General features: G+C 62.3%; 25 protein-coding genes. 13 read left to right on the forward strand and 12 right to left on the reverse strand.

The genetic code is table 11. From position 1 onward, the window contains the following. Positions 1 to 36 precede the first annotated feature (36 nt). The 8 genes from IHE39_RS20845 (at position 37) to IHE39_RS20880 (ending at position 6,712) form a co-directional block, all read left to right on the forward strand. On the forward strand, positions 37 to 339 hold the full coding sequence (locus tag IHE39_RS20845) for a virulence factor (RefSeq protein ID WP_184767865.1): 303 nt from the start codon (positions 37 to 39) through the stop codon (positions 337 to 339). Further along, positions 332 to 916, forward strand: a complete 585-nt coding sequence (locus tag IHE39_RS20850) for a methylenetetrahydrofolate reductase C-terminal domain-containing protein (protein ID WP_192567831.1) — start codon at positions 332 to 334, stop codon at positions 914 to 916. The genes IHE39_RS20845 and IHE39_RS20850 overlap by 8 nt, the downstream gene beginning before the upstream one ends. Beyond that, complete coding sequence (locus tag IHE39_RS20855; RefSeq protein WP_192567832.1) at positions 913 to 2,013, forward strand: methylenetetrahydrofolate reductase; 1,101 nt, start codon at positions 913 to 915, stop codon at positions 2,011 to 2,013. Before IHE39_RS20850 ends, IHE39_RS20855 begins: the two co-directional genes overlap by 4 nt. A gap of 77 nt (positions 2,014 to 2,090) precedes the next feature. Continuing rightward, positions 2,091 to 3,059, forward strand: coding sequence for a methyltetrahydrofolate cobalamin methyltransferase (locus IHE39_RS20860; protein ID WP_192567833.1), 969 nt, complete (start codon positions 2,091 to 2,093; stop codon positions 3,057 to 3,059). A 269-nt stretch (positions 3,060 to 3,328) separates the two neighbouring features. After that, positions 3,329 to 5,434 carry an ASKHA domain-containing protein gene (locus IHE39_RS20865; RefSeq protein ID WP_192567834.1) on the forward strand — a complete coding sequence of 702 codons (2,106 nt, stop codon included), beginning with the start codon at positions 3,329 to 3,331 and terminating at the stop codon, positions 5,432 to 5,434. Positions 5,435 to 5,745: 311 nt separating this feature from the next. Continuing rightward, on the forward strand, positions 5,746 to 5,928 hold the full coding sequence (locus tag IHE39_RS20870) for a hypothetical protein (protein WP_184767312.1): 183 nt from the start codon (positions 5,746 to 5,748) through the stop codon (positions 5,926 to 5,928). 151 nt (positions 5,929 to 6,079) lie between these two features. Next, entirely contained in the window at positions 6,080 to 6,382 is a 303-nt protein-coding gene (locus IHE39_RS20875; protein ID WP_184767311.1) for a hypothetical protein, read from the forward strand. 147 nt (positions 6,383 to 6,529) lie between these two features. Next, entirely contained in the window at positions 6,530 to 6,712 is a 183-nt protein-coding gene (locus tag IHE39_RS20880; protein WP_192567835.1) for a hypothetical protein, read from the forward strand. A gap of 27 nt (positions 6,713 to 6,739) precedes the next feature. Here the strand turns inward: IHE39_RS20880 and IHE39_RS20885 are convergent, their stop codons facing one another. Further along, positions 6,740 to 7,639 carry a LysR substrate-binding domain-containing protein gene (locus IHE39_RS20885; protein ID WP_184767309.1) on the reverse strand — a complete coding sequence of 300 codons (900 nt, stop codon included), beginning with the start codon at positions 7,637 to 7,639 and terminating at the stop codon, positions 6,740 to 6,742. Between the two features lie 229 nt (positions 7,640 to 7,868). On the opposite strand from IHE39_RS20885, the gene IHE39_RS20890 reads away from it, so the two are divergent. The 3 genes from IHE39_RS20890 to IHE39_RS20900 all read left to right on the forward strand — a co-directional run bounded on the left by IHE39_RS20890 (position 7,869) and on the right by IHE39_RS20900 (position 9,812). After that, positions 7,869 to 8,048, forward strand: coding sequence for a hypothetical protein (locus tag IHE39_RS20890; protein ID WP_184767308.1), 180 nt, complete (start codon positions 7,869 to 7,871; stop codon positions 8,046 to 8,048). A 327-nt stretch (positions 8,049 to 8,375) separates the two neighbouring features. Then, entirely contained in the window at positions 8,376 to 8,516 is a 141-nt protein-coding gene (locus IHE39_RS20895) for a hypothetical protein (protein ID WP_184767307.1), read from the forward strand. 357 nt (positions 8,517 to 8,873) lie between these two features. Continuing rightward, positions 8,874 to 9,812, forward strand: a complete 939-nt coding sequence (locus IHE39_RS20900; RefSeq protein WP_353527998.1) for a GlxA family transcriptional regulator — start codon at positions 8,874 to 8,876, stop codon at positions 9,810 to 9,812. Between the two features lie 4 nt (positions 9,813 to 9,816). Here IHE39_RS20900 and IHE39_RS20905 read toward each other — a convergent pair whose 3' ends face one another. From IHE39_RS20905 to IHE39_RS20915, 3 genes are all read right to left on the reverse strand, one after another. Beyond that, the gene (locus IHE39_RS20905; protein ID WP_184767306.1) at positions 9,817 to 10,197 is read right to left on the reverse strand and encodes a peptidase inhibitor family I36 protein; all 381 of its coding nucleotides are present in this window, start codon (positions 10,195 to 10,197) and stop codon (positions 9,817 to 9,819) included. 99 nt (positions 10,198 to 10,296) lie between these two features. Further along, positions 10,297 to 11,139: a DUF1194 domain-containing protein gene (locus tag IHE39_RS20910; RefSeq protein ID WP_184767305.1), complete on the reverse strand. Its 843-nt coding sequence runs from the start codon at positions 11,137 to 11,139 to the stop codon at positions 10,297 to 10,299. Positions 11,140 to 11,237: 98 nt separating this feature from the next. Next, complete coding sequence (locus IHE39_RS20915; protein ID WP_192567837.1) at positions 11,238 to 11,765, reverse strand: DUF6463 family protein; 528 nt, start codon at positions 11,763 to 11,765, stop codon at positions 11,238 to 11,240. Between the two features lie 21 nt (positions 11,766 to 11,786). Between IHE39_RS20915 and IHE39_RS20920 the strand changes: the two genes are divergently transcribed. Continuing rightward, complete coding sequence (locus IHE39_RS20920) at positions 11,787 to 12,371, forward strand: TetR/AcrR family transcriptional regulator (protein WP_192567838.1); 585 nt, start codon at positions 11,787 to 11,789, stop codon at positions 12,369 to 12,371. A 13-nt stretch (positions 12,372 to 12,384) separates the two neighbouring features. Here the strand turns inward: IHE39_RS20920 and IHE39_RS20925 are convergent, their stop codons facing one another. Then, entirely contained in the window at positions 12,385 to 14,946 is a 2,562-nt protein-coding gene (locus IHE39_RS20925) for a GcvT family protein (protein ID WP_192567839.1), read from the reverse strand. Between the two features lie 292 nt (positions 14,947 to 15,238). Between IHE39_RS20925 and IHE39_RS20930 the strand changes: the two genes are divergently transcribed. Further along, the gene (locus IHE39_RS20930) at positions 15,239 to 16,987 is read left to right on the forward strand and encodes a glycosyltransferase family protein (RefSeq protein ID WP_192567840.1); all 1,749 of its coding nucleotides are present in this window, start codon (positions 15,239 to 15,241) and stop codon (positions 16,985 to 16,987) included. 24 nt (positions 16,988 to 17,011) lie between these two features. On the opposite strand, the gene IHE39_RS20935 is transcribed toward IHE39_RS20930, so the two are convergent. From IHE39_RS20935 to IHE39_RS20965, 7 genes are all read right to left on the reverse strand, one after another. Then, positions 17,012 to 17,497 (reverse strand): cupin domain-containing protein, encoded by a 486-nt coding sequence (locus IHE39_RS20935; RefSeq protein ID WP_184767301.1) that lies wholly within the window; start codon positions 17,495 to 17,497, stop codon positions 17,012 to 17,014. A gap of 162 nt (positions 17,498 to 17,659) precedes the next feature. Then, positions 17,660 to 19,072 carry an aspartate aminotransferase family protein gene (locus IHE39_RS20940; protein WP_246485600.1) on the reverse strand — a complete coding sequence of 471 codons (1,413 nt, stop codon included), beginning with the start codon at positions 19,070 to 19,072 and terminating at the stop codon, positions 17,660 to 17,662. Between the two features lie 71 nt (positions 19,073 to 19,143). Further along, the gene (locus IHE39_RS20945; RefSeq protein ID WP_184767299.1) at positions 19,144 to 20,151 is read right to left on the reverse strand and encodes an NAD-dependent epimerase/dehydratase family protein; all 1,008 of its coding nucleotides are present in this window, start codon (positions 20,149 to 20,151) and stop codon (positions 19,144 to 19,146) included. Next, positions 20,148 to 20,582, reverse strand: coding sequence for an EamA family transporter (locus tag IHE39_RS20950; RefSeq protein ID WP_192567842.1), 435 nt, complete (start codon positions 20,580 to 20,582; stop codon positions 20,148 to 20,150). The genes IHE39_RS20945 and IHE39_RS20950 overlap by 4 nt, the downstream gene beginning before the upstream one ends. A gap of 105 nt (positions 20,583 to 20,687) precedes the next feature. After that, complete coding sequence (locus IHE39_RS20955; protein WP_434781329.1) at positions 20,688 to 22,040, reverse strand: FAD-binding oxidoreductase; 1,353 nt, start codon at positions 22,038 to 22,040, stop codon at positions 20,688 to 20,690. A gap of 2 nt (positions 22,041 to 22,042) precedes the next feature. Continuing rightward, entirely contained in the window at positions 22,043 to 23,476 is a 1,434-nt protein-coding gene (locus IHE39_RS20960; protein WP_192567843.1) for a UbiA family prenyltransferase, read from the reverse strand. Positions 23,477 to 23,693: 217 nt separating this feature from the next. Beyond that, positions 23,694 to 23,960 carry a hypothetical protein gene (locus IHE39_RS20965; RefSeq protein WP_184767296.1) on the reverse strand — a complete coding sequence of 89 codons (267 nt, stop codon included), beginning with the start codon at positions 23,958 to 23,960 and terminating at the stop codon, positions 23,694 to 23,696. Positions 23,961 to 24,078 lie beyond the last annotated feature (118 nt).

Below are 24,078 nucleotides of genomic sequence, written 5' to 3' on the forward strand. Positions count from 1 at the left end.
GCGGCAATGCTCAACAACATCGAAAGCGAGACTGAAATGGCCGACCTGATCATCGTCTACTGGCGCGACATCCCTGCCCAGGTCATCGTCAAGAAGGGCCGGCAGAACGCCAAGCGCGAATTGCCGCTGCGTTTCACCGAAGCGATCGACATGTGCGCCATGCGCACGGGCGCTGGCGACACCGACGCCTATCTGGCCGAGTGGCGCAAGGCCGAACCGATTCCGGTCAGCGACGACCTCGAAGCCGAAGCCGACAGGGCGATGGCCGAGATCGATGCGAATTTCACACGCGAGCGGCTGGTCGCTCTCGTAAAGGCAGGCGGCAAGGAAGATGGTTGATACCCAGCCGACAGTAACCCAGGCGACTTTGGTCAAGAAGGCCGCGCCGAAAAGCGACTACAAGCCCGCGGACGTGTCGCCCCAGCGCCGCGTCCAGCGCAGCTACACGATAAGGCTGTGGTCGATCCGCCATTCGCGCCTGCTCGAATGGTTCTACAGCCGCTTCGCTGACATGTTCCTGCTGCTTCATCCGTTGTGGAAGACGATCGGCTATGGCCGCGTCGAAGCCCCGATCAAATTCGTCGAGAAGCGGGTCAAGGGCCTGATGTTCGACTGCCGCATGTGCGGCCAATGTGTGCTGTCGTCCACGGGTATGTCCTGCCCGATGAACTGTCCCAAGCAGCTGCGCAACGGCCCGTGCGGCGGCGTGCGCGCCAACGGCAATTGCGAGGTCGAGCCCGACATGCCCTGCGTCTGGGTCAAGGCCTGGGAAGGCTCTCGCAATATGGTCAAGGGCGACGCCATCCTCAACGTCCAGAAACCGGTCGACCAGTCGCTGCGCGAAACCTCGGCATGGCTGAGGGTGACCGCGCAAGCTGCGGCAACGCGCGAAACCGCCAGCAAGGAAGCCGCATGACCCCGCCGCGCCCGCGCCAGCCCGACGAGCATCCCGATGGCATCGAGCTGCCGCTCGATCCCCTGCCCGGCCATTCCTCGCGCGGCCGCCTGGAGCGCGTGCTGCGCCGGGGCGAGTTCGCCGTCACCACGGAACTGAACCCGCCCGACAGCGCCGACCCCGAAGACGTCTACAACCGCGCCAAGATCTTCGACGGCTGGGTCGACGGCATCAACGCGGTCGACGCATCCGGTGCGAACTGCCACATGTCGTCGGTCGGCATCTGCGCGCTTCTGACCCGCATGGGCTATGCCCCGATCATGCAGATCGCTTGCCGCGACAAGAACCGCATCGCCATCCAGGGCGACGTTTTGGGCGCCGCAGCAATGGGCGTGGCAAACATCCTGTGCCTGACCGGCGACGGCGTGCAGGCCGGCGACCAGCCCGGCGCCAAGCCGGTGTTCGACCTCGACTCGATGTCGCTGCTCGAAACCGTGCGCATCATGCGCGACAACGGAAAATTCCTGTCGGGCCGCAAGCTGACCACCCCACCGCAGCTTTTCCTTGGTGCGGCGGTCAACCCCTTCGCGCCGCCCTATGATTTCAGGCCTGTCCACCTGGGTAAGAAGATCGCTGCCGGCGCGCAGTTCGTGCAGAGCCAGTATTGCTTCGACGTGCCGATGTTCCGCACCTTCATGAACCGCGTACGCGACCTCGGCTACGACGAGAAATGCTACATCCTGGTCGGCGTCGGCCCGCTCGCTTCGGCAAAGACCGCTAAATGGATCCGCGCCAACGTCCCTGGAATCCACATCCCGGACGCCATCATCAAGCGCCTGGAAGGCGCCCAGGATCAGAAGAAGGAAGGCAAGCAGCTCTGCATCGACATCATCAACGAGGTCAAGGAAATATCAGGTGTTTCGGGCGTCCATGTGATGGCCTACCGGCAGGAGGAATATGTTGCCGAGATCGTCGATGAATCGGGCGTACTTAAGGGTCGCCAGCCATGGAAGCGCGAAGCCCGTTCCGACGACCAGCGCGTCGCCGAGCGGCTTGAGCACATCCTGCACGACGACGTTACCGAATCGCAGGTCGACATGGTGAAGACCGCGCACTGACAGGCAGGCGCGGCCGTCGCGCTTGAACGAAACCAGACAACGATATAAAGAAATCTTTATATCTCAGGGAGAACTTCATGACCCGCACGATCGTCGCTTCGGCGACCCGCGAAATCGTTATCGGATTCGACCAGCCTTTCTGCGTCATTGGCGAACGCATCAATCCGACCGGCCGCAAGAAGCTGGCCGCCGAGATGGTCGCCGGCAATTTCGAAACGGTCATCAGGGACGCGCTGGAACAGGCCGCCTGCGGCGCCACCATGCTCGACATCAATGCCGGCGTGACCTCGGTCAACCCGAACGAGACCGAGCCGGGCCTGCTGGTGCAGACGCTGGAGATCGTCCAGAACCTCGTCGACCTGCCACTGGCAATCGACAGCTCGGTGTCGGCTGCGATTGAAGCCGCGCTCAAAGTTGCCAAGGGCCGCCCGCTGGTCAACTCCGTCACCGGCGAGGAAGAAAAGCTCGAGGCCATCCTGCCGCTGGTCAAGAAGTACAATGTGCCGGTGGTTGCCATCTCCAACGACGAGACCGGCATCTCGATGGACCCGGACGTGCGTTTCGCCGTCGCCAAGAAGATCGTCGAGCGTTGCGCCGATTTCGGCATTCCCGCCCATGACGTCGTCGTCGATCCGCTGGTGATGCCGATCGGCGCACTTGGCGACGCCGGCCGCCAGGTCTTCGCATTGCTGCGCCGCCTGCGCGAGGAGCTCAAGGTCAACACCACCTGCGGCCTGTCCAACATCTCGTTCGGCCTGCCGCACCGCCACGGCATCAACGCCGCCTTCATCCCGATGGTCATCGGCGCCGGCATGACGTCGGCGATTATGAACCCTGTTCGTCCGCAGGAAATGGAAGCGGTGCGGGGCGCAAACGTGCTCAACGGCACCGACGAGCACTGCACCAATTGGATCAAGACCTACAAGGACTACAAGCCGTCAGAGGGTGGTCACGCCGTAGCAGCGCCCGTTGCCGTCAACGCACCTGGTGAAGCCGCCGGCGGCCGCCGCCGTGGCGGACGTGAAGCCCGCATGGCAAGGGGATAAACGGATCCCACTGTGCACAATTCCACGCCCTCCCCTGAGCTTGCTCACGGCACCGATCATCCTCCAGCCTTAGCTGGGGCGACGGATGCGATGGCGCTGGCGATCCGTTCTCCCCGTTCACGGGGCGAAGGTGCCCCAATGGGGCGGATGAGGGGCGGCAAAAGCATATCGACAATATCGCGGATGGCGGCGCAGCCCCTCATCTGCCTGCCGGCATCTTCTCCCCGCGAACGGGGAGAGGAACGCAGCTTCAACGCCGGAGCATTGCAATGAACTCTCCCGCCAACATCACCGATCCTCTCGTCCTGTTCATGCCATCGGGCAAGCGGGGCCGGTTTCCGGTGGGAACGCCCGTGCTCGACGCGGCACGCACACTTGGCGTCTATGTCGAAAGCGTGTGCGGTGGACGCGCCACCTGCGGTCGCTGCCAGGTCGAGGTACAGGAAGGCAATTTCGCCAAGCACAAGATCATCTCGTCCAACGACCACATTTCACCCAAGGGCCCAAAAGAAGAGCGCTACGAGCGTGTACGTGGCCTGCCGGACGGCCGACGCCTGTCATGCTCGGCGACGATCCACGGCGACCTGGTCATCGACGTGCCGCAGGACACCGTCATCAATGCGCAGGTCGTGCGCAAGGCCGCCACCGACCGCGTCATCGAGCGCAACGCCGCCGTCCAGCTCTGTTATGTCGAGCTTGAAGAGCCCGACATGCACAAGCCGCTCGGTGACCTCGACCGCCTGAAGGTGGCGCTCGAAAAGGACTGGGGCTGGAAAGACCTGCTGGTCGCGCCGCATCTCATCGCCCAGGTCCAGAAGATCCTGCGCACCAAGCTGCCCGACCAGCCGGAAGTCAGCCCGGGCAAATGGGGTGTCACCGCCGTTGTCCATCGCGACATGGATTCGTCGCGGCCCTTCATCATCGGCCTGTTCCCCGGCTTGAAGAACGAGGCCTACGGCATCGCCTGCGACATCGGCTCAACGACGATTGCCATGCATCTGGTATCGCTGCTGTCGGGCCGCATCGCCGCTTCATCGGGCACGTCCAATCCGCAGATCCGCTTCGGCGAAGATCTGATGAGCCGTGTCTCCTACGTGATGATGAACCCTGACGGCCGCGAAGCGATGACCAAGGCCGTGCGCGAGGCCGTCAACGGCCTCATCGGCAAGGTTTGCGAGGAAGGCCAGGCCAACCGCGACGACATCTTCGACTGCGTCTTCGTCGCCAATCCGATCATGCACCACCTGTTCCTTGGCATCGACCCGACCGAGCTCGGCCAGGCCCCCTTTGCGCTCGCAGTGTCGGGCGCGCTGCAGTTCTGGGCGCATGAGATCGACATCGAGGTCAACAAGGGCGCGCGTCTCTACACCTTGCCCTGCATCGCCGGCCATGTCGGCGCAGATGCCGCCGGCGCCACCCTGTCCGAGGGACCATACCGCCAGGACAAGATGATGCTGCTGGTCGATGTCGGCACCAATGCCGAGATCATCCTTGGCAACCGGAACCGGGTCGTCGCCGCATCCTCCCCCACCGGCCCGGCCTTCGAGGGTGCTGAAATCTCCTCAGGCCAGCGCGCCGCCCCTGGCGCCATCGAGCGCGTGCGCATCGATCCTGATACGCTGGAGCCGAAATACCGCGTCATCGGCACCGACAAATGGTCCGATGAAGAGGGTTTTGACGAGGCCTCGTGGACAACGGGCGTCACCGGCATCTGCGGTTCTGCAATCATCGAGGTGGTGGCCGAGATGTATCTGTCGGGAATCATCTCCGAAGACGGCGTCATCGATGGATCGATGGCCGAGAAAAGCCCGCGCATCATCCCGAACGGCCGCACCTTCTCCTACCTGTTGCGCGAAGGCCGCCAGGGTGAACCCCGCATCACCGTCACCCAGAACGACGTCCGCGCCATCCAGCTTGCCAAGGCAGCGCTCTACGCCGGCGTAAAGCTCTTGATGGAAAAGCAAGGCGTCGAGACCGTAGACACGATCCGTTTCGCCGGCGCCTTCGGCTCATTCATCGACCCGAAATACGCGATGGTCCTGGGCTTGATCCCCGATTGCGACCTCGACGAGGTCAAAGCCGTCGGCAACGCCGCCGGCACCGGTGCCCTGATGGCGCTGCTCAACCGCAACCATCGCCGCGAGATCGAACAGGAAGTCGGCCGAATCGAAAAGATCGAGACGGCGCTTGAACCGCACTTCCAGCAGCTGTTCATCGACGCCATGGCGCTGCCCAACAAGGTCGATCCGTTCCCCAAGCTGTCGGCAGCGGTGAAGCTTCCGCCACGCAAGGCGAACACGGAAGGCGAGCCGACTGACGGGGCACCACGCCGACGTTCACGCGAGGAACGCGCCGCCCGCCGCTCCCGCGACTGACCTGACCGCACTTGTAGATTTGACGCTTCGGCGAGGCATTCCATACCTCGCCGAAGTGCTTTTGTGCTACAATGCACGTATCGGGTGTGTTTCCGTCACGCAACCACTCCACCGCAAGTTGCCGTCTATACGAAATCGATACGAAACAATCCCGAACTAGTTTCCGCTCGTCTCGCCTCCAGGCGGCAAACGTGCATGGCCTCGAAAATCGAAACCGGTTTTGGAAAGGACAGGCACCGATTCAAGCGAGCCGCAGCGTTCATTGCCCGCCCAGACAGGCGCGCGACGCAGCGGCATGACAGGAGACGACAATGTCGATGATGAGCACCATTGGTCGCTTCGGGACGGCAATCCAGAGCGCGCGTCGCGCGGCCCAATCCGAACGCATGCTGAACAGGCTGCCGCCAGAGATCCAGAAGGACATTGGCTGGCCTGCACCTGAACACGGCGGGCGCCACGCGACACTAACGATCTACATGTCGCCCGACCGCTGACGACAGATGTTTCAGCATCGCGCGCCATATGAAACAAAAAAGCGCTCAAGCGATATCAAGATGAAACATAAACGAGCATAAACTTTTACCCGGCCGGCGGCGCATCCAGTCTCGCGTGGTGCTGCCGGCCCGTTACTCCCAGGAGACGACCATGTCCATCATTGGAGAGTTTCATCAGTACGGTTCGGTGTTGCGCCATGCGTGCCGCGACAGTCGCATCGAAAACATGATGAACGGCTTGCCGCGCGAGTTGCAGGTCGAGCTCGGCTGGATCGACGGGGTAACCCATCACGGGTCGGGCGCCGCGGGTCAACTCCACAAATACGGTCGCGTGGCGCTGCTGATCAACCAACTCCCCATCGACATCCAGATCGAACTCGGTTGGCCCGTCGGCCCCTTGGCCCCAGCGACAAACGTCATCGCGTTCGCTCGGCCGAAAGCGTGTTGCGCATGACCTTCGCCGAAAAGGTCGGTCTGCTCGCCTTTCGCCAGCGCACCGCCGGCCGGCCTGCCGCGGCCGACCGGCGACCGCGCATGGCATTGAAACCACGCCGCCGCGCGATCTGATTGCTGAATTCACGACAATTGAAAGGAGGGCCAGATGCCCCTTTTCGACGATCTCGGGCGCATTGGCGCCCGCTACAAGCAGGCGCGAAGCGCCCGCCGGACTACCCGCATCATGAATGCGCTACCGCCGGAGATCCAGCGCGACCTCGCCTGGAACCCGCCATCCTCGCTGATGGCGAGCATTTACCGTTCCATGGCCACTGCTGTCAGGCGCTGAAGCTGGAGCTTCAACCGCAGGTGCGCTCTAGAACTTGCCGGTCAGATTGAAGGTCTCGAAGGCCGCACGGATGTGGTCGGCAGCAGCCTTGACCGGCGCGCTTGCCTCGGGTGCCACGATCATCGCTAGGCTGTAATTGCCGATCTCCGGCATGCCATCCTTGACGCCAAGCTCGACAAGCTCATCGCCGATGAACGATCTTGGCAGGGGCGCGACCGCGAGGTCGGACAGGATCGCGGCACGCTGGCCGGCGGTATGCGCGCTCATATAGGCGACACGGTAGTTGCGGCCGTCGCGGCCGAGCGCCTCGAGCGCCCCTGCCCGCCAGGCGCAGCCTTCCTCCCAGATCGACACCGGCAAAGGCTCGCGGAGATGGGCGCAGCCGCCCTTGGCACCGGCCCAGACGATCGGCTCGGTCAGCAGCGTTTCGGCGCCTGCGGCATTGGCCTTGCAGGCATTGGTGAGCAGCGTGATGTCGAGCGCACGGTCGTCCATGCGGCGCCTGAGATTGCTGCTTTGGTCTATGATGACGTCGACGGCGATCGAGGGATGCGTCTGGGCGAAGCGCTTGAGCACATGCGGCAGCACCCGTTCGCCGAAATCGTCGGGCGAACCCAGTCGAACCACGCCCACGATGTCAGGAATGATGAACTTCGACACCGCCTCGCGGTTGATCGCCAGCATGCGGCGCGCATAACCAAGCAGCATTTCGCCGTCAGTGGTCAGCGTTACCGAACGCGCATCGCGAAAGAACACCGAGCGTCCGAGAATATCCTCAAGCTTCTTGATCTGCATCGACACGGCCGACGGCGTACGGAACACCGCATTGGCCGCCGTGGTGAAACTGCCGGTCTCAGCAATCGCCACAAAAGTACGCAGCACGTCGAGATCGAGCAACGGAAGCGGGTGATTGAGTGGTGCGTTCATGGCCGCTTACCTTCAATATTTCTGATCGAACACATCATTTCATTTCGTTTGATTGAACCTCATCCATAAGAGATAGTCAACACCATCGAAGCAGCGGCCAATGGCCAAGCGTCGATTTAGCCCGGAACGGAAGCGCGATCATGCGCGAGACGGTTGAAGCAAGCGGTGCCTACCGGGCGTGCACCTCAAGCCGGCCTTGAACCGGCCCAGCAGGAAGGAAAAGACCGCAATGTTCATTTTCTCGTCGATCGGGCGTATCGCCAGCGAATTCAACGCCGCCCGCACCCGCTTTAACACCGCCCGCTCGATCCGCTCGTTGCCGATCGAATTGCAAAAGGACATCGGCTGGCCCGAAGCCTTCGATTCCAACACAGGCTACCGTCGCGGCCATAGCGGTGAAACGGTCTGAGCAATGTCGAGGCGAAGTCGCCAGCCTGTCGCATCATGTCGGCAGGTCATGCGACCTGGTCTTAGCCATGCGAGCGCCGCACGACTGGGATGAATGGCGTGCATGGCGGCGCCGAAAATTCTCAAGCAACTGTAATCATTGACTGTTTCGTCGCGACCGACATTGCATCTGAAAATTGTCGCATGGCGTGTCGCTTTTGAGGTGTGCCACTTCGCATTTGCAGCATGATCCGCATCGGCCAAGGCCTATATGCGCACAGTCAAAACGAGCTGCCCCACTCCACAACGCGAAGGCACCCCGTGTAACCACTATGCATGGAGACGTGTCATGAAGATTTTTGCCCGCCTGTTCGGTTTCCGCCGCGACGCATCGCTGTCGACCGCAATGGAGCGTCAGCGCCTTGCCAACACGATGCCCGGCCAGACCGGCGCGATCGCCGCCAACCGCCTCGGCATGCTCGTCGGCTGAGTTTCATTCGATCCTTTCCTCCCGGATCGAACCATTGGAGCGGCGCAAGCCGCTCTTTTCTTTTGTGACGCCACCATTTGACCACGTCGCCGGCGTTTCGCCGCGGCTTGGGTCAGCCCCACCATTTCAAACGCGCCATTTGTTCGCTCAAAACAGCCAGCGGCGTTTTGCCCATGTCGCAAACTTTAATTTTAGCGACAGCTTCAACCCCATTGACAGCAAGGGAATTTGCTGTTGACGCTATGCTATTCGCGACATCAAAGTCGCGTTGCTCCCGGCCAGCGCGAGGGTTCCTTGAACGCCATCAGACATCCGATCAAACGATCGCTTGTGTTCTTCCTTGTCCCCGACTTCACCATGGTCGCCTTCGCGACCGCCCTCGACCCTTTGCGCATCGCCAATCGCATGCTCGGCTACGAGGCCTACAAATGGCGCCTGGCCAGCATCGACGGCAGGGCCGTACCCGCCTCGAATGGCGTCGAATGCGCCGTCAACACCTCGCTCGACGAGGAACGCAAGAAGATGGCCGGGCCCGAACGCCCCTCGATGGTCATCGTCTGCACCGGCATCAATGTCGAGACCTACACCAACAAGTCCGTCTTTGCCTGGCTGCGCGAGGAGTACAATCGCGGCGTCGCCGTCGGCGGGCTGTGCACCGGCGCCTATGTGCTGGCCAATGCCGGCCTGCTTTCCAACAAGCGCTGCGCCATCCATTGGGAAAACCTGCCCGGCTTCGCCGAGGCCTTCCCCAAGGCCAATGTCTATGCCGACCTGTTCGAGGTCGACCAGAACATCTACACCTGCGCCGGCGGCACGGCAGCGCTCGACATGATGCTCAAGCTGATCGGCGACGATTTCGACGACAATCTCGTCAACCGCATCTGCGAACAGGTGCTCACCGATCGCGTCCGCAGCCCGACCGACCGCCAGCGCCTGCCGCTCAGGGCGCGGCTCGGCGTGCAGAATTCGAAGGTCCTGACCATCATCGAGCTGATGGAAGCCAACCTGTCGGAGCCGCTTTCGCTGATCGAGATCGCCGACCATGTCGGCCTGTCCAGGCGCCAGATCGAACGCCTGTTCCGCACCGAGATGGGCCGCTCGCCTGCCCGCTATTATCTCGAGATCAGGCTCGACCGCGCCCGGCATCTGCTGATCCAGTCGTCGATGCCTGTCGTCGAGGTCGCGGTCGCCTGTGGCTTCGTATCGGCCTCGCACTTCTCGAAGTGCTACCGCGAGCTTTATGCCCGCTCGCCGCAGCAGGAGCGTATCGACCGCAAGCAGCTGATCGCGGCCTGAGCGGCTACTGCCGCCGGTAGGGGTCGTAATCGTCGGCGCCGTCGTCCTGATAGCCGTCGCAGATGCACTCTGCCGACGATATCTGGTCGTTCCAGCCGCCAATGGAGCGGGCATTGCGGTCGAACTCTTCCGACGCGCCCTGCATGCCGGTGTGCTGGTAGACGACAAGGGTGCAGCCGGGCGCCACACGCACCGACGAAACGCGGTCGTTCCAGAACCGGCCGGCGCGGAAGCTGATCGACTGGTCGGCCCGCATCGGCAGGACACGACCGCCATAGCCGTTGTGCTCGTACATTTCGCAGGCCACGTCGTCGTCATATTGGGCGTTGGCGCTGCCAGCCATCAGAACCGATGCGACGGTGGCAAGGAGTGCTAGGCGTTTCATGATTCTCGTTGTCCTCGTGGGCCAGAAGACGCAGAGAAAACAGCCACGTGGCCAAACTTTGGCATTTCACGCGGCTGCATCGCCGTGTGGAGGTTGTTCCTAGCGGCTATCCCAGAGCCAGGAGCGGTCGCGCCACAGCTTCTCGCCGATCAGGCAATCGTATTTGGGTTGTGCCTGGGCAAGCACGATGGGAGGGTGCGCCGCTTCCTCGGCGGCCCACTGCCGCGACGCCGGTCCGGCCAGTTCCATGACCAGCTTGCGCCGGATCGCCTCGGGGAATTGCGACCACTCGTTGACCGGAATCATGAAGGCGCCCGGGCCCCCAATGACGCAATCGGCATAATAGCGGTCGAGGTCCTCGACGTCATAGGCGTTGCCAAAACCGCCATTGGTCATCAGCGGCAGGCCGTTGATAGTGATGCCTTGCGCCACCGCAGCATCGCGGATGAGATCCACCGGTGGGCCCTGGTTATTTGGTCCGTCACCAGAGATATCGATCACCCGCTTCAAGCCGCGAAAGGCGCTTTCGGCGAATAGGTCGGTGCCGAACTCCAGCGCACTGGAAATCGAGGTGCGGCGGGCGCTGTTGGGCGGCTTGGCCGACAGCTGGCGCACCACGCGATCAGCATCGGCACGATTAGCGATGACCGTCCACGGCACGACGACGATCTGCGACGTCGAGCCGGCCCACTCGACATAGGTCACCGCAATTTTGCCATAGGCGCCCTCGGCGATCGCCTCCAGGACGCGTTCATGAGTCAGCGCTGCCGCGTAGCCATGACGTTGTATCTCGAGCTCATCAGGTGACATGGAGAGCGAGACGTCGACGGCCAGAACCAACTCGACATCGACCTGTTCGGCCGCGTCAGCATGAAGGCCGAGACCTAGCATCAGTGCCAAAGCAGCACCGCCGGCGAGAAGAGCTTTGGCCACGGCAGACATGTACCAAGGGTAAGCGAGAATCGCCCGCTTCAAAAGAAAAGCCCGGCCAGAAAGCCGGGCTTTTCAATCACATTGTCGGGAAGCCGGCGTCGAAACTGTCACTTGAGCAGAGAGATGCTACGCTTTTTCGCCCGAGCCTGCAGGCCGACCGTAAGAACGATCGAAACAACGAGCACAACTGGCAACCCACTCGGCGGCATGATCGCCGCCAGTATGGCTGTCCAGACGACGAGTCCCCAGCCAACGAAAACCGGTATTGGCAGGTCCTGCTGGTCGAGCCAGAAGATGAGCGCGCCGAGAATGAGCAACGGAACGGCCAGCGAGCCAATCGACTGCCAGAACACGCCGCCGGAGAGCGCCAGGTCGAGCGGCTGCGCCCTGAGCGGTGCCCAATGATCCCAGGTCCACAGATTGAGCGACGACCAGTTCGGCAGTTCCGCCGGAATATCTGCCCCAAGCACGAGCAGGTGAATGATGCCGAGTGCGATCAGCGCAACGGCGCTCCATTTGACCATGACTTCCATCTCCTTCGCTTGGTGCTGGCAGTGCCACATGGCATTAACATACGGTAGCGTATGTATAGCAATCACCTCGAAATCGCCATACGGATGCGTATGGCGTGGCATGATGCCACAGAAAGAGACGTGATGGCTGAAAAAGACGTGGAAACGAAAAGCCAGACAAAGGACCTGACGCGCGAGGATTGGCTGATCGCCGCCGTTGCCGCACTGGCCGAGGGCGGCGTCGAGGCCGTCAAGGTGGAACGCCTTGCCAAGTCGCTCGGTGTCAGCAAGGGTTCGTTCTACTGGCACTTCAAGGACCGCCCGCAATTGCTGGCAGCGATCCTCGACGTCTGGGATGCGGATTTCACGCAGCAGTTGATCGACAACGCTGCTGATTTGGCAACGCCCAAGCAGCGCCTGCGCCACCTGGCGCAGGATGCGCTGGTCAAGACGGTCTACGGCATCGACTCGGCACGCGCCGAAGCGGCGATCCAGTCATGGGCCGCGACCGACGCGCATGTCGCCGAACGCCTGCGAGGCGTGGACGGCGCCCGCCTCGCCTACCTTGAAAAGGAACTCGCCGCTGCAGGCCTGACAGCCGAAACGGCGCGCGCCAGGGCAAAGATGCTCTATCTGGCACTGCTCGGCCTCTACGCGGCGCGCGGCTACAACCAGCACCTCGCCGACGATAGTGCCTATCTGGCGCTGGTCGAACTGGCACTCGAATAGCCCAAGCCGGGCGTCAGCTGCGCGGCTTCAGGTTCTCCGGGTCGTAGAGCGGCTTGTAGCCGATGCCGACGACTTCGACCGGATATGTCTCGGCGAAATACTCGACGTTCAGCTTGCGGCCTTGCTGGCAGTAAGCGTGAGGAAGATACGCCAGCGCGATGTTCTTGCCGATGGTCGGGCCGAAGGCGATGGAGGTCGTGTAGGAGCGGCGGCCGAGTTCGTCGACCAGCACGTCACCGGTCTCCGGATCCATGACAGGCAGTGTGCCGACCGGGTAGCGCTTGACGCCTGATTTGTCGGTGTTTTCGGTCATCACCAGCGTGCACAGCATGGCGGGCTGGTGCTCGCGCGCCTTGTACTCCAGGTGCTTGGCCTTGCCACGGAAATCGACATCCTTGACCTTCGGGCGGGCAAGATCGGCCTCGATGAGGTTGTATTGGGTCAGCAGGTCGGCGTTTTGCAGGCGCAGGCTCTTTTCCATGCGGCGCGAATTGGCATAGGTCTCGACGCCGAAGGCCATGACGCCAGTCGAGCGAAGCGCGTCCCAGACGGCGAGGCCGTCCTCGTATTTCATGTGCAGTTCCCAGCCCTGCTCGCCGACATAGGAGATGCGGAAGGCGGTGACTTGTCTGCCTGATATCTCGATCTGCTTGATCGCCGCGAAGGCGAAGTTTTCCTGGTCGAGACCATCAGGGTTCGCCACCACCTTCTTCAGCGTCTCGCGGGCGTTCGGACCCCAGATGCCGATGGTGATGAATTTTTCCGAGGTGTCGGTGATGGTGACGTCGAGACCACGATCCTCGGCGACGCGCTTCATGTAGTGGAAGTCGCGCGGGCCGGCGTCGGCACCGTTCACCAGCCGGCAGCGGTCGGCCATGCGGAACACGGTGAAGTCGGCGCGCACCATGCCCTCGTCGTCGAGGAAGTGGGTGTAGACGCCCTTACCGATGTTGCCGTCGCCGCCGATCTTGGCAGCGCACAGCCATTCCAGAAGCTCGACATGGTCGGGGCCCTCGATATCGACCATGTGGAAATGGCTGAGGTTGACGATGCCGCAATCCTCGCTCATCGCCAGATGCTCGGCGTTGGAGACGCGCCAGAAGTGCCTGGAGTCCCACTCGTTCTCGCGCACCGGCACGCGGTTGCCATACTTCTCCAGCAGGTGCTCATTGGCCTTGTAGCCGTGCGCACGCTCCCAGCCGCCGAGTTCCATGAAGTAACCACCCAGCTCGACCTCGCGCTCATAAAACGGCGAACGCTTGACGTTGCGGCCGGTGGCGTAAGGCTCGCGGGTGTGCACGGCCGGGAAATAGATCTTCTGGGCCGCCTCGAAGCTGCGGCCTTCGATGAACTTCTCTTCCAGCTGGTGCGGATAAAAGCGCGCATAGTCGATCGAGTTGTGGTCGATCTCGGTGCGGCCGTCGGTCATCCAGTCGGCGATCAGCTTGCCGTAGCCGGGGCCGTCCTTGACCCAGATGGCGACGCAGTACCAGAGGCCGCGCACCTTCTGGCTTTCGCCGCAGGAGGCGCCACCGGCAGCGGAAACCTGCAGCAGGCCGTTGAAGGAGTGGCTCTCGTTGTAGCCGATCTCGCCAAGGATCGGCGTCAACTCCATGGCGCGCTCGAGCGGCTCCATGATCTGTTCCATGTCGAGGTCGCGCTGCGACGGCGACAGGCGCGCCTCGTGTTTTTCCAAGAGCTCGCGCGGATGGCAGAGGCGCGGATTGGTCTGTTCGTAATAGCCCCACTCGAGCTGGCCGCCTTCGGTGGTCTTCGGGTCGCCGGTGTCGCGCATATAGGCCGAGTTGCCCTGGTCGCGCAGCAGCGGGAAGCCGATTTCCTTGCCGGTGCCCTCGAACTCGTTGTACGGGCCGAAGAAGGTCAGTGGGTGGTCGACCGGCATGACCGGCAGGTCCTCGCCAACCATTTCGGCGATCAGGCGGCCCCAGATGCCGGCACACACGACGACATGGTCGGCCATGATCGTGCCGCGATGGGTGACGACGCCCTTGATGCGGCCGCCCTCGACGATCAGCGAGGTCGCAGGCGTGTTGCCGAAGACCTGGAGCTTGCCCGATTTTTCAGCGGCATCGACAAGCTTGCCGGCAACCGTCTGCGAGCGCGGAATGACGAGGCCGGCGTCGGGATCGAACATGCCGCCCATCACCTGATCTTCCTCGATCAGTGGGAACATCGCCTTGATCTCGGCGGGCGAGACGTAATGCGCGCGGGTGCCGAATGCCTTGGCCGAGGAAAGCTTGCGCTTGATCTCTTCCATCCATGTGTCGTCGCCTGATCGCGCGACTTCGAGACCGCCGATGCGGGCGTAGTGACCCATCTTCTCGTAGAAATCGATGGAATATTGCGTGGTCCAGACCGAGAGATAGTCGTGGCTGGTCGTGTAGCAGAAATCGGAGGCATGCGCCGTCGAGCCGATGTCGGTCGGCACGCCCGACTTGTCGATGCCGACAATGTCGGTCCAGCCGCGCTCGATCAGGTGATGGGCAATGGATGCGCCCACAATGCCGCCCAACCCGACGATGACGACCTTTGCCGTTTTCGGAAACTCAGCCATTACCCACGACTCCGAGATGATATTGCGCGCAGACTATAGAGCGCCGCGGCGCGATTGCAGCCTGTTTGCGACATTGCCACAAGGCCGCGCGACCTCGGCAAAATTGCCGGCATTGATCAGCCGCGCGCCCCGTTCTTCTCCTGCCACCGACGCGCCTTCATCAAGCCGGCCCACAGGCTGCAGCCTCGGCCGCAAGCATGGCGATATCGGCCCGCTTAACGCTTTCGTCGCCATTTACCTGTAGTTGAATACAACAACGTCATATCGATTGAGCTTGCTGCAGGTGCCGAAGATGAACACCACTTTCACTCCGCCTGCTGCATCCCTGAGCTCGCGCCTCAAGGCCAAAACAAAAAGCCCGCTTTTTCTTTTGGCTGTCGCATTTCTGCTCGTTTGCACCTTGCTGGCGCTGCCCGTCGTCGTGCCGATCGGCCCGATGTATTGGGACGTGTTGATCTATTACGATGCGGCGAACCGCATATTCGACCGCCAGGTACCGATCAACGACTTCTTCACCCCCGTCGGCCCGCTCGGCTACTACCTGTTTGCCGGCTGGGTGACGCTGTTTCCCAACGCACAGCCGGCACTCGTGGCGCACTGGTCGCTGCTCGCCGTCACCGCGCCCCTGATGGCGCTGGTCCTTTGGGACGTCGGCCAGCGCTCGCGCGGCATCGCGTTTGCGCTGTTGGTGCCGTTCCTGCTGTTTGCGCTGCTGCCCTTCAACACGCGCGAATTCTATCCCTTCCCCGGATCCGACGCCTTCGGCATCTATAACCGCCAGGTCTGCCAGGTGCTGTATGTACTGGTGGCGGCGCTGATGTTTGTGCGCAACCGCTACCTGCTGGTTGCCCTGATTTCACTCACCATGACCGCGCTGTTCTTCCTCAAGGTCACCGGTTTCGTCGCCGGCGGCGTTATCGCCGCCTATGCGTTCTTCGCCGGACGGGTGAAGTTTCGCTACGCGCTGGAGGCACTGGTCATCTTCGCCGCTGTCCTTGCCGTCATCGAAGTCGCCAGCGGCCTGGTCAGCCACTACATCACCGACATCCTCAAGCTGGTGATGATGAACGGCGGCACGCTGCTGCCGCGTTTCCTCCAGTCCACCTCGATCAATTTCGGCGTCGTGCTCGCCACGTCCTCGCTCGCCCTGGTTCTGCTCTGGCCCGACCGGCGCAAGTTGCTCGAGCGCTTTTCCGCCGACCGCAAGACCTCGCTTGCGACAGCGGTTTCAGGGTTCCTTGACCACAACGGCCTCTGGCTGCTCGCTGTCCTGTTTGCTGGCGTGCTGTTCGAGACACAGAACACCGGCAGCCAGGCTTTCATCTTCCTGGCGCCGCTCGTCGTCGCCATCCTGCTCAAGGCGTCCAAGCTGCTTTCCAGGCCGATGGTGCTGCTGTCGGTGCTGGCACTGGCAGCTGCTGTCGTGTTGCCGCCGGCGCTGTTCGTCGTCGAACGCGCCGCCCGCGCCTATGTCGGCGCGCTCAAGAACCTGCCCTTCGAGCAGCGCAATCTGGGCACGCTCGGTGCGGTCAATATGCGTAGCGAAGTCGCCGTGCGTGTCGACCACATGCTGAAGTTCTATCCCGAGCACCGCTCGCTCTACACCGACCTCACCAACGCCGGCGAGTTACCGACGCCGCTGCTTTATTCCGATTTCGACTTCCAGATCACCTATCTGACCAATGTCGACACGGCGGTCGATTCCATCCGCAAGCTGGAGGCCGACAAGGGCATCCACTTCAACACGCTGATGTCGCTGAACTTCGTCAACCCGTTCCCCTGGCTGCTGGATCGCTCCGCGCCGCTGCACATCGCCATCGGCGCCGATCCGATGCGTGCTGTGCCCGATCCCGGCTCGACCGAAGAGGCGGCGGTGGCCGACACCGATCTTGTTCTCGTGCCGACCTGCCCGCCGACAACGGCCAATGCCGCGCTCTACGATATGTACAAGAGCGCCTTGACCCAGCATCGCCGCATCGAGCTCGATGCCTGCTACGACGCCTTCGTCCACCCCCGGTTCTCCGCCGCGCTGGACAAGTAGGCTTCGCCCCCAAAGCGGAAAGGCTCAGTTCCTCTCGCGGTCGTAGAAGTCAGCCGTGTTCTCGGCCAGGAACATCTTGCGGAGCCTCGGAACGCCCTGCTTGCCGGTGACCACCAGCACCTTGCCGGAATCTGGGTATTCGCAAGCCTCGACCTCCACCAACGTCGACAGTGCGAGATAACGCATCGTCGTCGTCCCGGTGTTGATGATCTGGTGGGCCACTTCAGCTCCGCCAATTGGGCAGGCGATGACGTCATGCTGGCGGATCGGAAAGCGCTTATCGCCGAAGCGAAGCTCGCCCTCACCTTCCAGGATGAAGAACATCTCCTCTTCGCCGTGGTGGCAGTGGAACGGGCATTGAACCTTGCCCGGCGGCAGGACGGTCAGGTTGTAGCCTAGGTTTTGCGCGCCGATATGACGGCTTATCGACGTCCTCTTCGACGTGTAGATGCCATTCTCCTCGATGTCGTCGAACTCGACCTCGTCCAGGTTCATGATCGGCTTGACCATTCGCTCCTCCCGATTGTTGCTCCGCCGCGCAATCCGAGCACGCCTCGCCCGCGAAAGCCGGACAACCGCCTCGCGCCGACAGCGACAACGCCCTCCGGCAACCAGCCAACAAAAAAGCCGGGTCGAGACCCGGCTTTTGAGGCGACAGGGGATGATGTCCCCTTACTTGACCTGGCTTTTGACGAAGTCCTTGACGATCGAAACGATGCCGCGGCCAAGCAGGCTGTCGAGGGCTGCGATCAGCACGTCGACGTCAGCGCGGCTGCAGGTCAGCGGCGGCAACAGGCGCACGACATTGCGGTTGTATTCGGTGAAGGCAACCAGCACGTCGTAATCACGCAGCAGCAGCGCACCGACGAAGCCCGACAGCGAGCCCTTGAGCTTGTCGTCGAGCACGCTGACCACCGGGCGCAACACCATCGGCAGGGTCTGCGAGAAGTCGTGGAACTCGAGGCCGACCATCAGGCCCTGGCCGCGAACTTCCTTGATGATCTTGGGGTACTTCGCCTGGAGTTCCTCCAGCCGCGCCAGCAGATAGGCGCCGGTATCGGCCGAATTCTCGATCAGGCCTTCGTCATAGAGCACGTTGAGCGTCTCGATGGCGGTGATGCAGCCCTCGCCGATCCCGCCGAAGGTCGCCATGGCATGGATCATCGCCGTCTTGGGCGTGCCGTAGGCCTTCATGTAGACGTCGCGGCGGGCGATCATCGCGGCCATCGCCGCCTTGCCGCCGCCCAGCGACTTGGCGACCGCGGTGATGTCGGGCACGACATCATAGTGCTCGAAGGCATAAAAGCGGCCGGAACGTCCGACGCCGCACTGCACCTCGTCGGCAACCCAGATCACGCCATACTGGTCGCACAGCGCGCGCAGCTTGTGCCAGAATGCGGCCGGCGCCTTGTTGATGCCGCCGCCACCCTGGATCGTTTCGAGCACGATGGCGCCGATCGCCGGATCGGACCGGAAAGCGTTTTCGATGGCGTTGATGTCGCCGAACGGCACACGCACGGTGTTTTCGGTGAGCTTGAACTCGCCGCGATAAAGCGCACCGTCGGTGACCGAGAGCACGCCCTTGGTCTTGCCGTGGAACGAGTTCTCGGCATAGACGATCTTGGGACGCGCCGGGCCCGCAGCACGCTCGGCGAGCTTGACCGCGGCTTCCATCGCTTCCGAACCCGATGAGCCGAAAAACACCATGTCGAGATCGCCGGGCGAGATCTGCGCCAGATTGTAGGCCAGCGCCGAGGCGTATTGCGACATGAAGGCGATGCCGATCTCGTGGCGCTTCTCGTCCTGGAACTTTTTGCGCGCCTCAAGCACGCGCGGATGGTTGTGGCCGAGTGCCAACGAGCCGAAACCGCCGAAGAAATCGAGGATCTTGCGGCCGTTCTGGTCGATGTAGTGCATGCCCTCGGCACGCTCGATCTTGATCTTGTGGAAGCCGAGCAGCTTCATGAAATGCAGCTGGCCGGGGTTGAGATGCGCCTTGAACAGGTCGGTCATCTTGGCGACGTCGAGGCCCTTGGCCTGCTCGACCGACATCAGGTTCGGCTTGGCGAGCTTTGCCGAGGTCATTGCCGGTGCAACAGTGACAGCATGCGAATGGGCCGTGTCCGGCTTGGTGACGAGCGTCATGTTCATATCCTCTATTCGGCCGGCGCGTGCTGTGTGGACGTCGTGACGCCGTCCTTTTTGGCGCGATATTCCTCGTAGGCGGCGATGAGCATGTCCTCGTCGCGGTATTGCGGGATCCAGCCGAGCTGGCGCTCGCCTTTGGAGACGTCGAGCACGCACTCCTCGTCGGCGATCAGATATTGCTCCGGATCCATGATCGGCATGTTCATCAGGTCGAGCAGGTCGAGCGTACGCTTGACCGCCCAGCCCGGCGTCGGCACCAGGATCGACTTCGAACCGGCATGCTTGACCAGGTCGCCGAGCAGCTTGCGCACCGGCGGCGGGTTGAGCGAACCAAGATTGTAGGCCTCGTTCGGAACGCCCGCTTTCCAGGCCAACCGCGCCGCTTCGGCGCAGTCGAACACCGAGATGAACTGATAGGGGTTTTTGCCCGAGCCGATCATCGGCACAGGAAGATTCCAGTCGATCAGCCTGAACAGCTTTTCCAGGATACCGAGGCGGCCGGGCCCGATGATCAGGCGCGGGCGAAACAGCGAGATGTTCATGCCGCGCTCGCGCCAATCGGCGGCCAGTTCCTCGGTCTTCTGCTTCGACCAACCATACTCGCCCAGCGGCGCCACTGGATGCTCTTCGGTCATCGGATGGGTCACGGTGTGGCCGTAGATCATGTCGGTGGTGTAGTGGACCAGCTTCGGCGCCGCGGCGTGATCCATCGCCTTGATGATGTTTTCGGTGCCGAAATAGTTCACCGGGAAGAAGAAGTCGTGGCGCTTGGCCCGAACCTGCAGCGGCGACAGCATCTTGGCCGAGAGGTTGTAGACCATGTCGTCGGCCTTGATGCTGACAGCGGCGATCGAGGCCGGGTCGGTCACGTCGCAGTGGACAAAGCGTACGTTGCGGTAATGCGCCAGGTCGCTCTTGACGATATCGGCAACGACAACCTCTTCGCCGTCGGCAATCAGTTTGGGCGCAAGATGACGACCGACGAAGCCGTCGCCTCCGAAAATGATGTGTCTCATCGCAAAAGCTCGCTTGTCTTGGTGGGTTCGGTAGAGACCGCGGCGACAACTTCGCCATGGTCGCGGCCGCTCTGGGCGATCAGCACTGTGCCGACGCAAATGAAGGCGATGCCGGCGATGCGCCAGGCATTCAGGTCTTCATGGAAGACGTAATAGGCAAACACCGCGACCGCGACATAGGCCAGGCTGAGGAAGGGATAGGCGAAGCTGAGTTCGACCTTCGACAGCACATAGAGATGCGATGCCATCGAGATGACGAAGGTCAGTAGGCCCGCGAAGACCCAGGGGCTGAAGACGATCTGCAGGATCTTGATCAGCGGATTGGTGCCCTCGAAAGAAATTGGTCCAAGCGACATCATACCTTGCTTGAGCATCAACTGTGCCGCCGCATTGGTCATCACTGTGAAAAGGATGAAGATAATATATTTCATTGCTTTCTCCGTCCTTCGCACAACCTATCGAAAAGCTCCTGATATTCTGTGAAGCTTTCCAAGCAATTTGAACTTTTCCGCGCTTCTCTAACAAGCGCCGTTAGCCTATTCGGCCGCTTGCGCCGTCTCGCCATTGCGCCCACCCAGCCGGCCGGCGGTGCGTGCCCAGAAATCGGACATGAATGCCGGATCGCGCATCGCTTCGAGCCGCTGCCAGTCCGGGAACGAAGCGGCGAATGTCTCGGCCGACATGCGCGCGTCCTTGTAGGGATTGACCGCGCCCCCCGCCGCAATGGTGATCCGGTCGAGTTCGGCAAGCAGTTCCAGCGTACGCCGGCCACGGTTCGGAAAATCCAACGTCAGCGTGTAGCCGGGGCGCGCGAAGGACAGCAGTGCCGGCGAGCGCTGGCTGCCAAAGCGCTTGAGCACCGTCAGGAACGAGCCCTGCCCGGCGCATCGCGCCGCCGCCAGCAACGCCGGAATGGTCTCGCGGGCTACAGCCTCAGGCACGACGCTCTGGTGCTGGTACAGACCGGCCGGACCGTAGAGCCGGTTCCAGTCGGCGACACCGTCGAGCGGAAAGAAGAACTTCTGGTAGCCCGCCTGACTTTCCGTCAGGCGGCCGCGCCGCCAGCCATAGGCGGCGTTGAAGAGCTTCAGGAACGGCCGGTTGAGCAAGGTCAGCGGCGGCTGGAACGGCACCGACAGTGTTGCTGTGCCGCGCTCTGCCGTCCGCGTGCCATAGGCCGCATGATTGCCCGAAAGCAGCAAACCGCGCCCGGTGTGCTTGCCGCCGGCCATCTGGTCGATCCAGGCCACCGCATATTCATTGTCGCGGTCGGCGGCCTCGGCGAGATCGAAATATTCGCCGAGATTGCCGAACGGCTTGACCGTCTCGGCGATGTCGAGCGACGCCACCCGCATCAGGCGGATGGCAGCGGACAGGATGATGCCGGTCAGCCCCATGCCGCCGATGGTCGCCCAGAACAGCCGGGCATTCTCCGCCGCCGAGCAGGCATAGGTGCGCCCGTCAGAGCGCAGCAGTGTCAGGCGCTCGACATGACAGCCAAAACTGCCGCGACGGTGGTGGTTCTTGCCATGCACGTCATTGGCGATGGCGCCGCCGAGCGTGACGAATTGAGTGCCTGGAACAACTGCCGGGAAAAACCCATGTGGGGCGGCATAGGCGATGATGTCAGCCAGCATCACGCCGGCCTCGGCTTCGATCAGGCCGGTCTCGGCATTGAACGAAACGACGCGCTTGCGTGGCCGCATGTCGACGACGGCACCGGCGCTGTTCTGGCAACTGTCGCCATAGCTGCGGCCATTGCCATAGGCGAGAAGCGACCCGGCACGTGCCGTCCCGCCGGACATCAGCCTTGTTGCCTCGGCGATGTCGACGACCTGGCTTGCGCCCGCATTGGCGCGGCCAAAGCTCTGGTAGTCAGCCAGTCCCACGCTCACAGTCCCGCCACCACGAGCAGCACCGCGCCGGCGAAAACGACGATCTGGCTGCGCCAGTCGCGGATGATGAAGACGACCGGGTCGTCATGCAGTTCGTCGCGGCGCGCCAGGATCCAGATGCGCATGGTGAGATAGAGCACGATCGGTGCCAGCGGCCATACCATCCAGGGGTGTTCGTAGAGCTCACGCACCGCGCTGCTGTCGATGTAGAGCGCCAGGACCAGCGCCGAGGAAAACGCCGAAGCCATGCCGGCCTGGGCGACGACTTCCTGGTCCTCGATGCGGTAGCCGCGCCCGGCGATACGCTCGCCAACACTGAGGCTGGAGGAGCGTAGCTCGACATAGCGCTTCACCAGCGCCAGCGACAGGAAGAAGAAGATCGAAAAAGCGAGCAGCCAGAACGACACGTCCACGCCGGTGGCGGCAGCACCGGCCAGGATGCGCAGCGTATAGAGCCCCGCAAGCGTCAGCACGTCGAGCAGCAGCATGCGCTTGACCGAAAGCGAATAGGCGGTTGTTGCCACGAGATAGACCAGCAACACGCCGGCGAATTCGATTGTCGTGAAGGCTGCCGTGGCAAGGCTGATGACGAGTAGGATCGCGACCGACGCCAGTCCGAACGGGATTGACAGCCTGCCGCTGGCGAACGGCCGTTCGCGCTTGGTCGGATGCGCCCGATCCAGCGCCAGGTCGAAGAAATCGTTGACGATGTAAATGGCCGAAGCGGCAGCGCTGAACGAGATGAACGCCAGGATCGCTGGCACCAGCATCTCGGTATTGAAATATTTGTGCGCCAGCACCAGCGGCACGGCGATCAGCACGTTCTTGAGCCACTGGTGGACGCGCAACATCTTGCGCACGGTGCGCAGGTCGGACTTCGGCGTCTCGATCAGTTCGGACTGGTGCCTCGCCTGCCAGCGCGCGGCGGCGCGATCGGGCGCAACGACGATCGCATCGCGCGCCGCATCGAACACCTTGAGGTCGTGGCGGCTGTTGCCAGCATAGTCGAAGCCGCCGTCGCCATAGGCTTCCACCAGCGCCTTGCGCTTGCGTTCGGCAGTCAGGTTTTCACCGCCGTCGCTGGCGAGTACCGCGTCGAACAGGCCGAGATGGCGTGCAATGGCTTCGGCAAACTTGCGTGGCGTGCCGGTGGCAAGGACGAGCTTGCGGCCATTGGCCTGCTCTTCGCGCAGGCGTTTCAGCACTTCCGGCCGGTAAGGCAAGGTTGCCGGGTCGATGTCGACCGCTGCCGCAATTGCCTGCTTGAGACGCGCGGGCCCCTTGAGCAGCCAGAACGGCACCATGAAGATGGTGAGCGGATTCTTCTTGAGAAGGGCGAACAGTCCCTCCCACAACAAATCGCTGGCGATCAGCGTGCCGTCGAGATCGACCGCCAGTGGTACAGCCTTGTTGTCTGAACGCGCATCCATCAAACTGCCTGCCCTGCCCCTTGCCGGACGGCGTGAACCTTCCGGACCCCTTGCCGCTATAACGAGGGACCGGGTTCCGGATGGTTAAGGTCGAGGCCGAATGCTAAACGAGCACCAGTCATTTCGCTAGTCATGCTTAAGCAGACGTTAGCAGAATGCAGAAAAGGCCGAGCAGATGCCCGGCCTTTTCGATCATTAGCCAGCGCGTTGGCCAGCTTTACTTGATGCGGGCGACGCCGCCCGAAATCTCTACTGTTTCACCACCGGTCAGCGCTTCGCGGTCGCCATTGGGCAAGGTCACGAAGCAGCCACTCGAACAGAACTCGACCGTTTCGCCGGCGGCAAGGGAAAGCTCCGTCTTGGAACCACCTTCCGTGACGATCAGGGTCCGCGGTTCGGCATCGAGGTTTACCGCGCTTGCAGCATGCGCAGCACCCGACATTGCCAGGACCAGCACGCCTGCGGCGACAAGAAACCTTTTCATTAGCACTCGGTGTTTCCACCGCCCCTGTTCATCTCTGCAAGGCATTTTCGCCGTTTGCATGGGAGCTTATATGAGTTTGAAGCTGAACGGCAACTGAATGCCTTGTTCATGCCATAAT

Source organism: Aminobacter carboxidus, assembly GCF_014863355.1.
GTDB lineage: Bacteria > Pseudomonadota > Alphaproteobacteria > Rhizobiales > Rhizobiaceae > Aminobacter > Aminobacter carboxidus.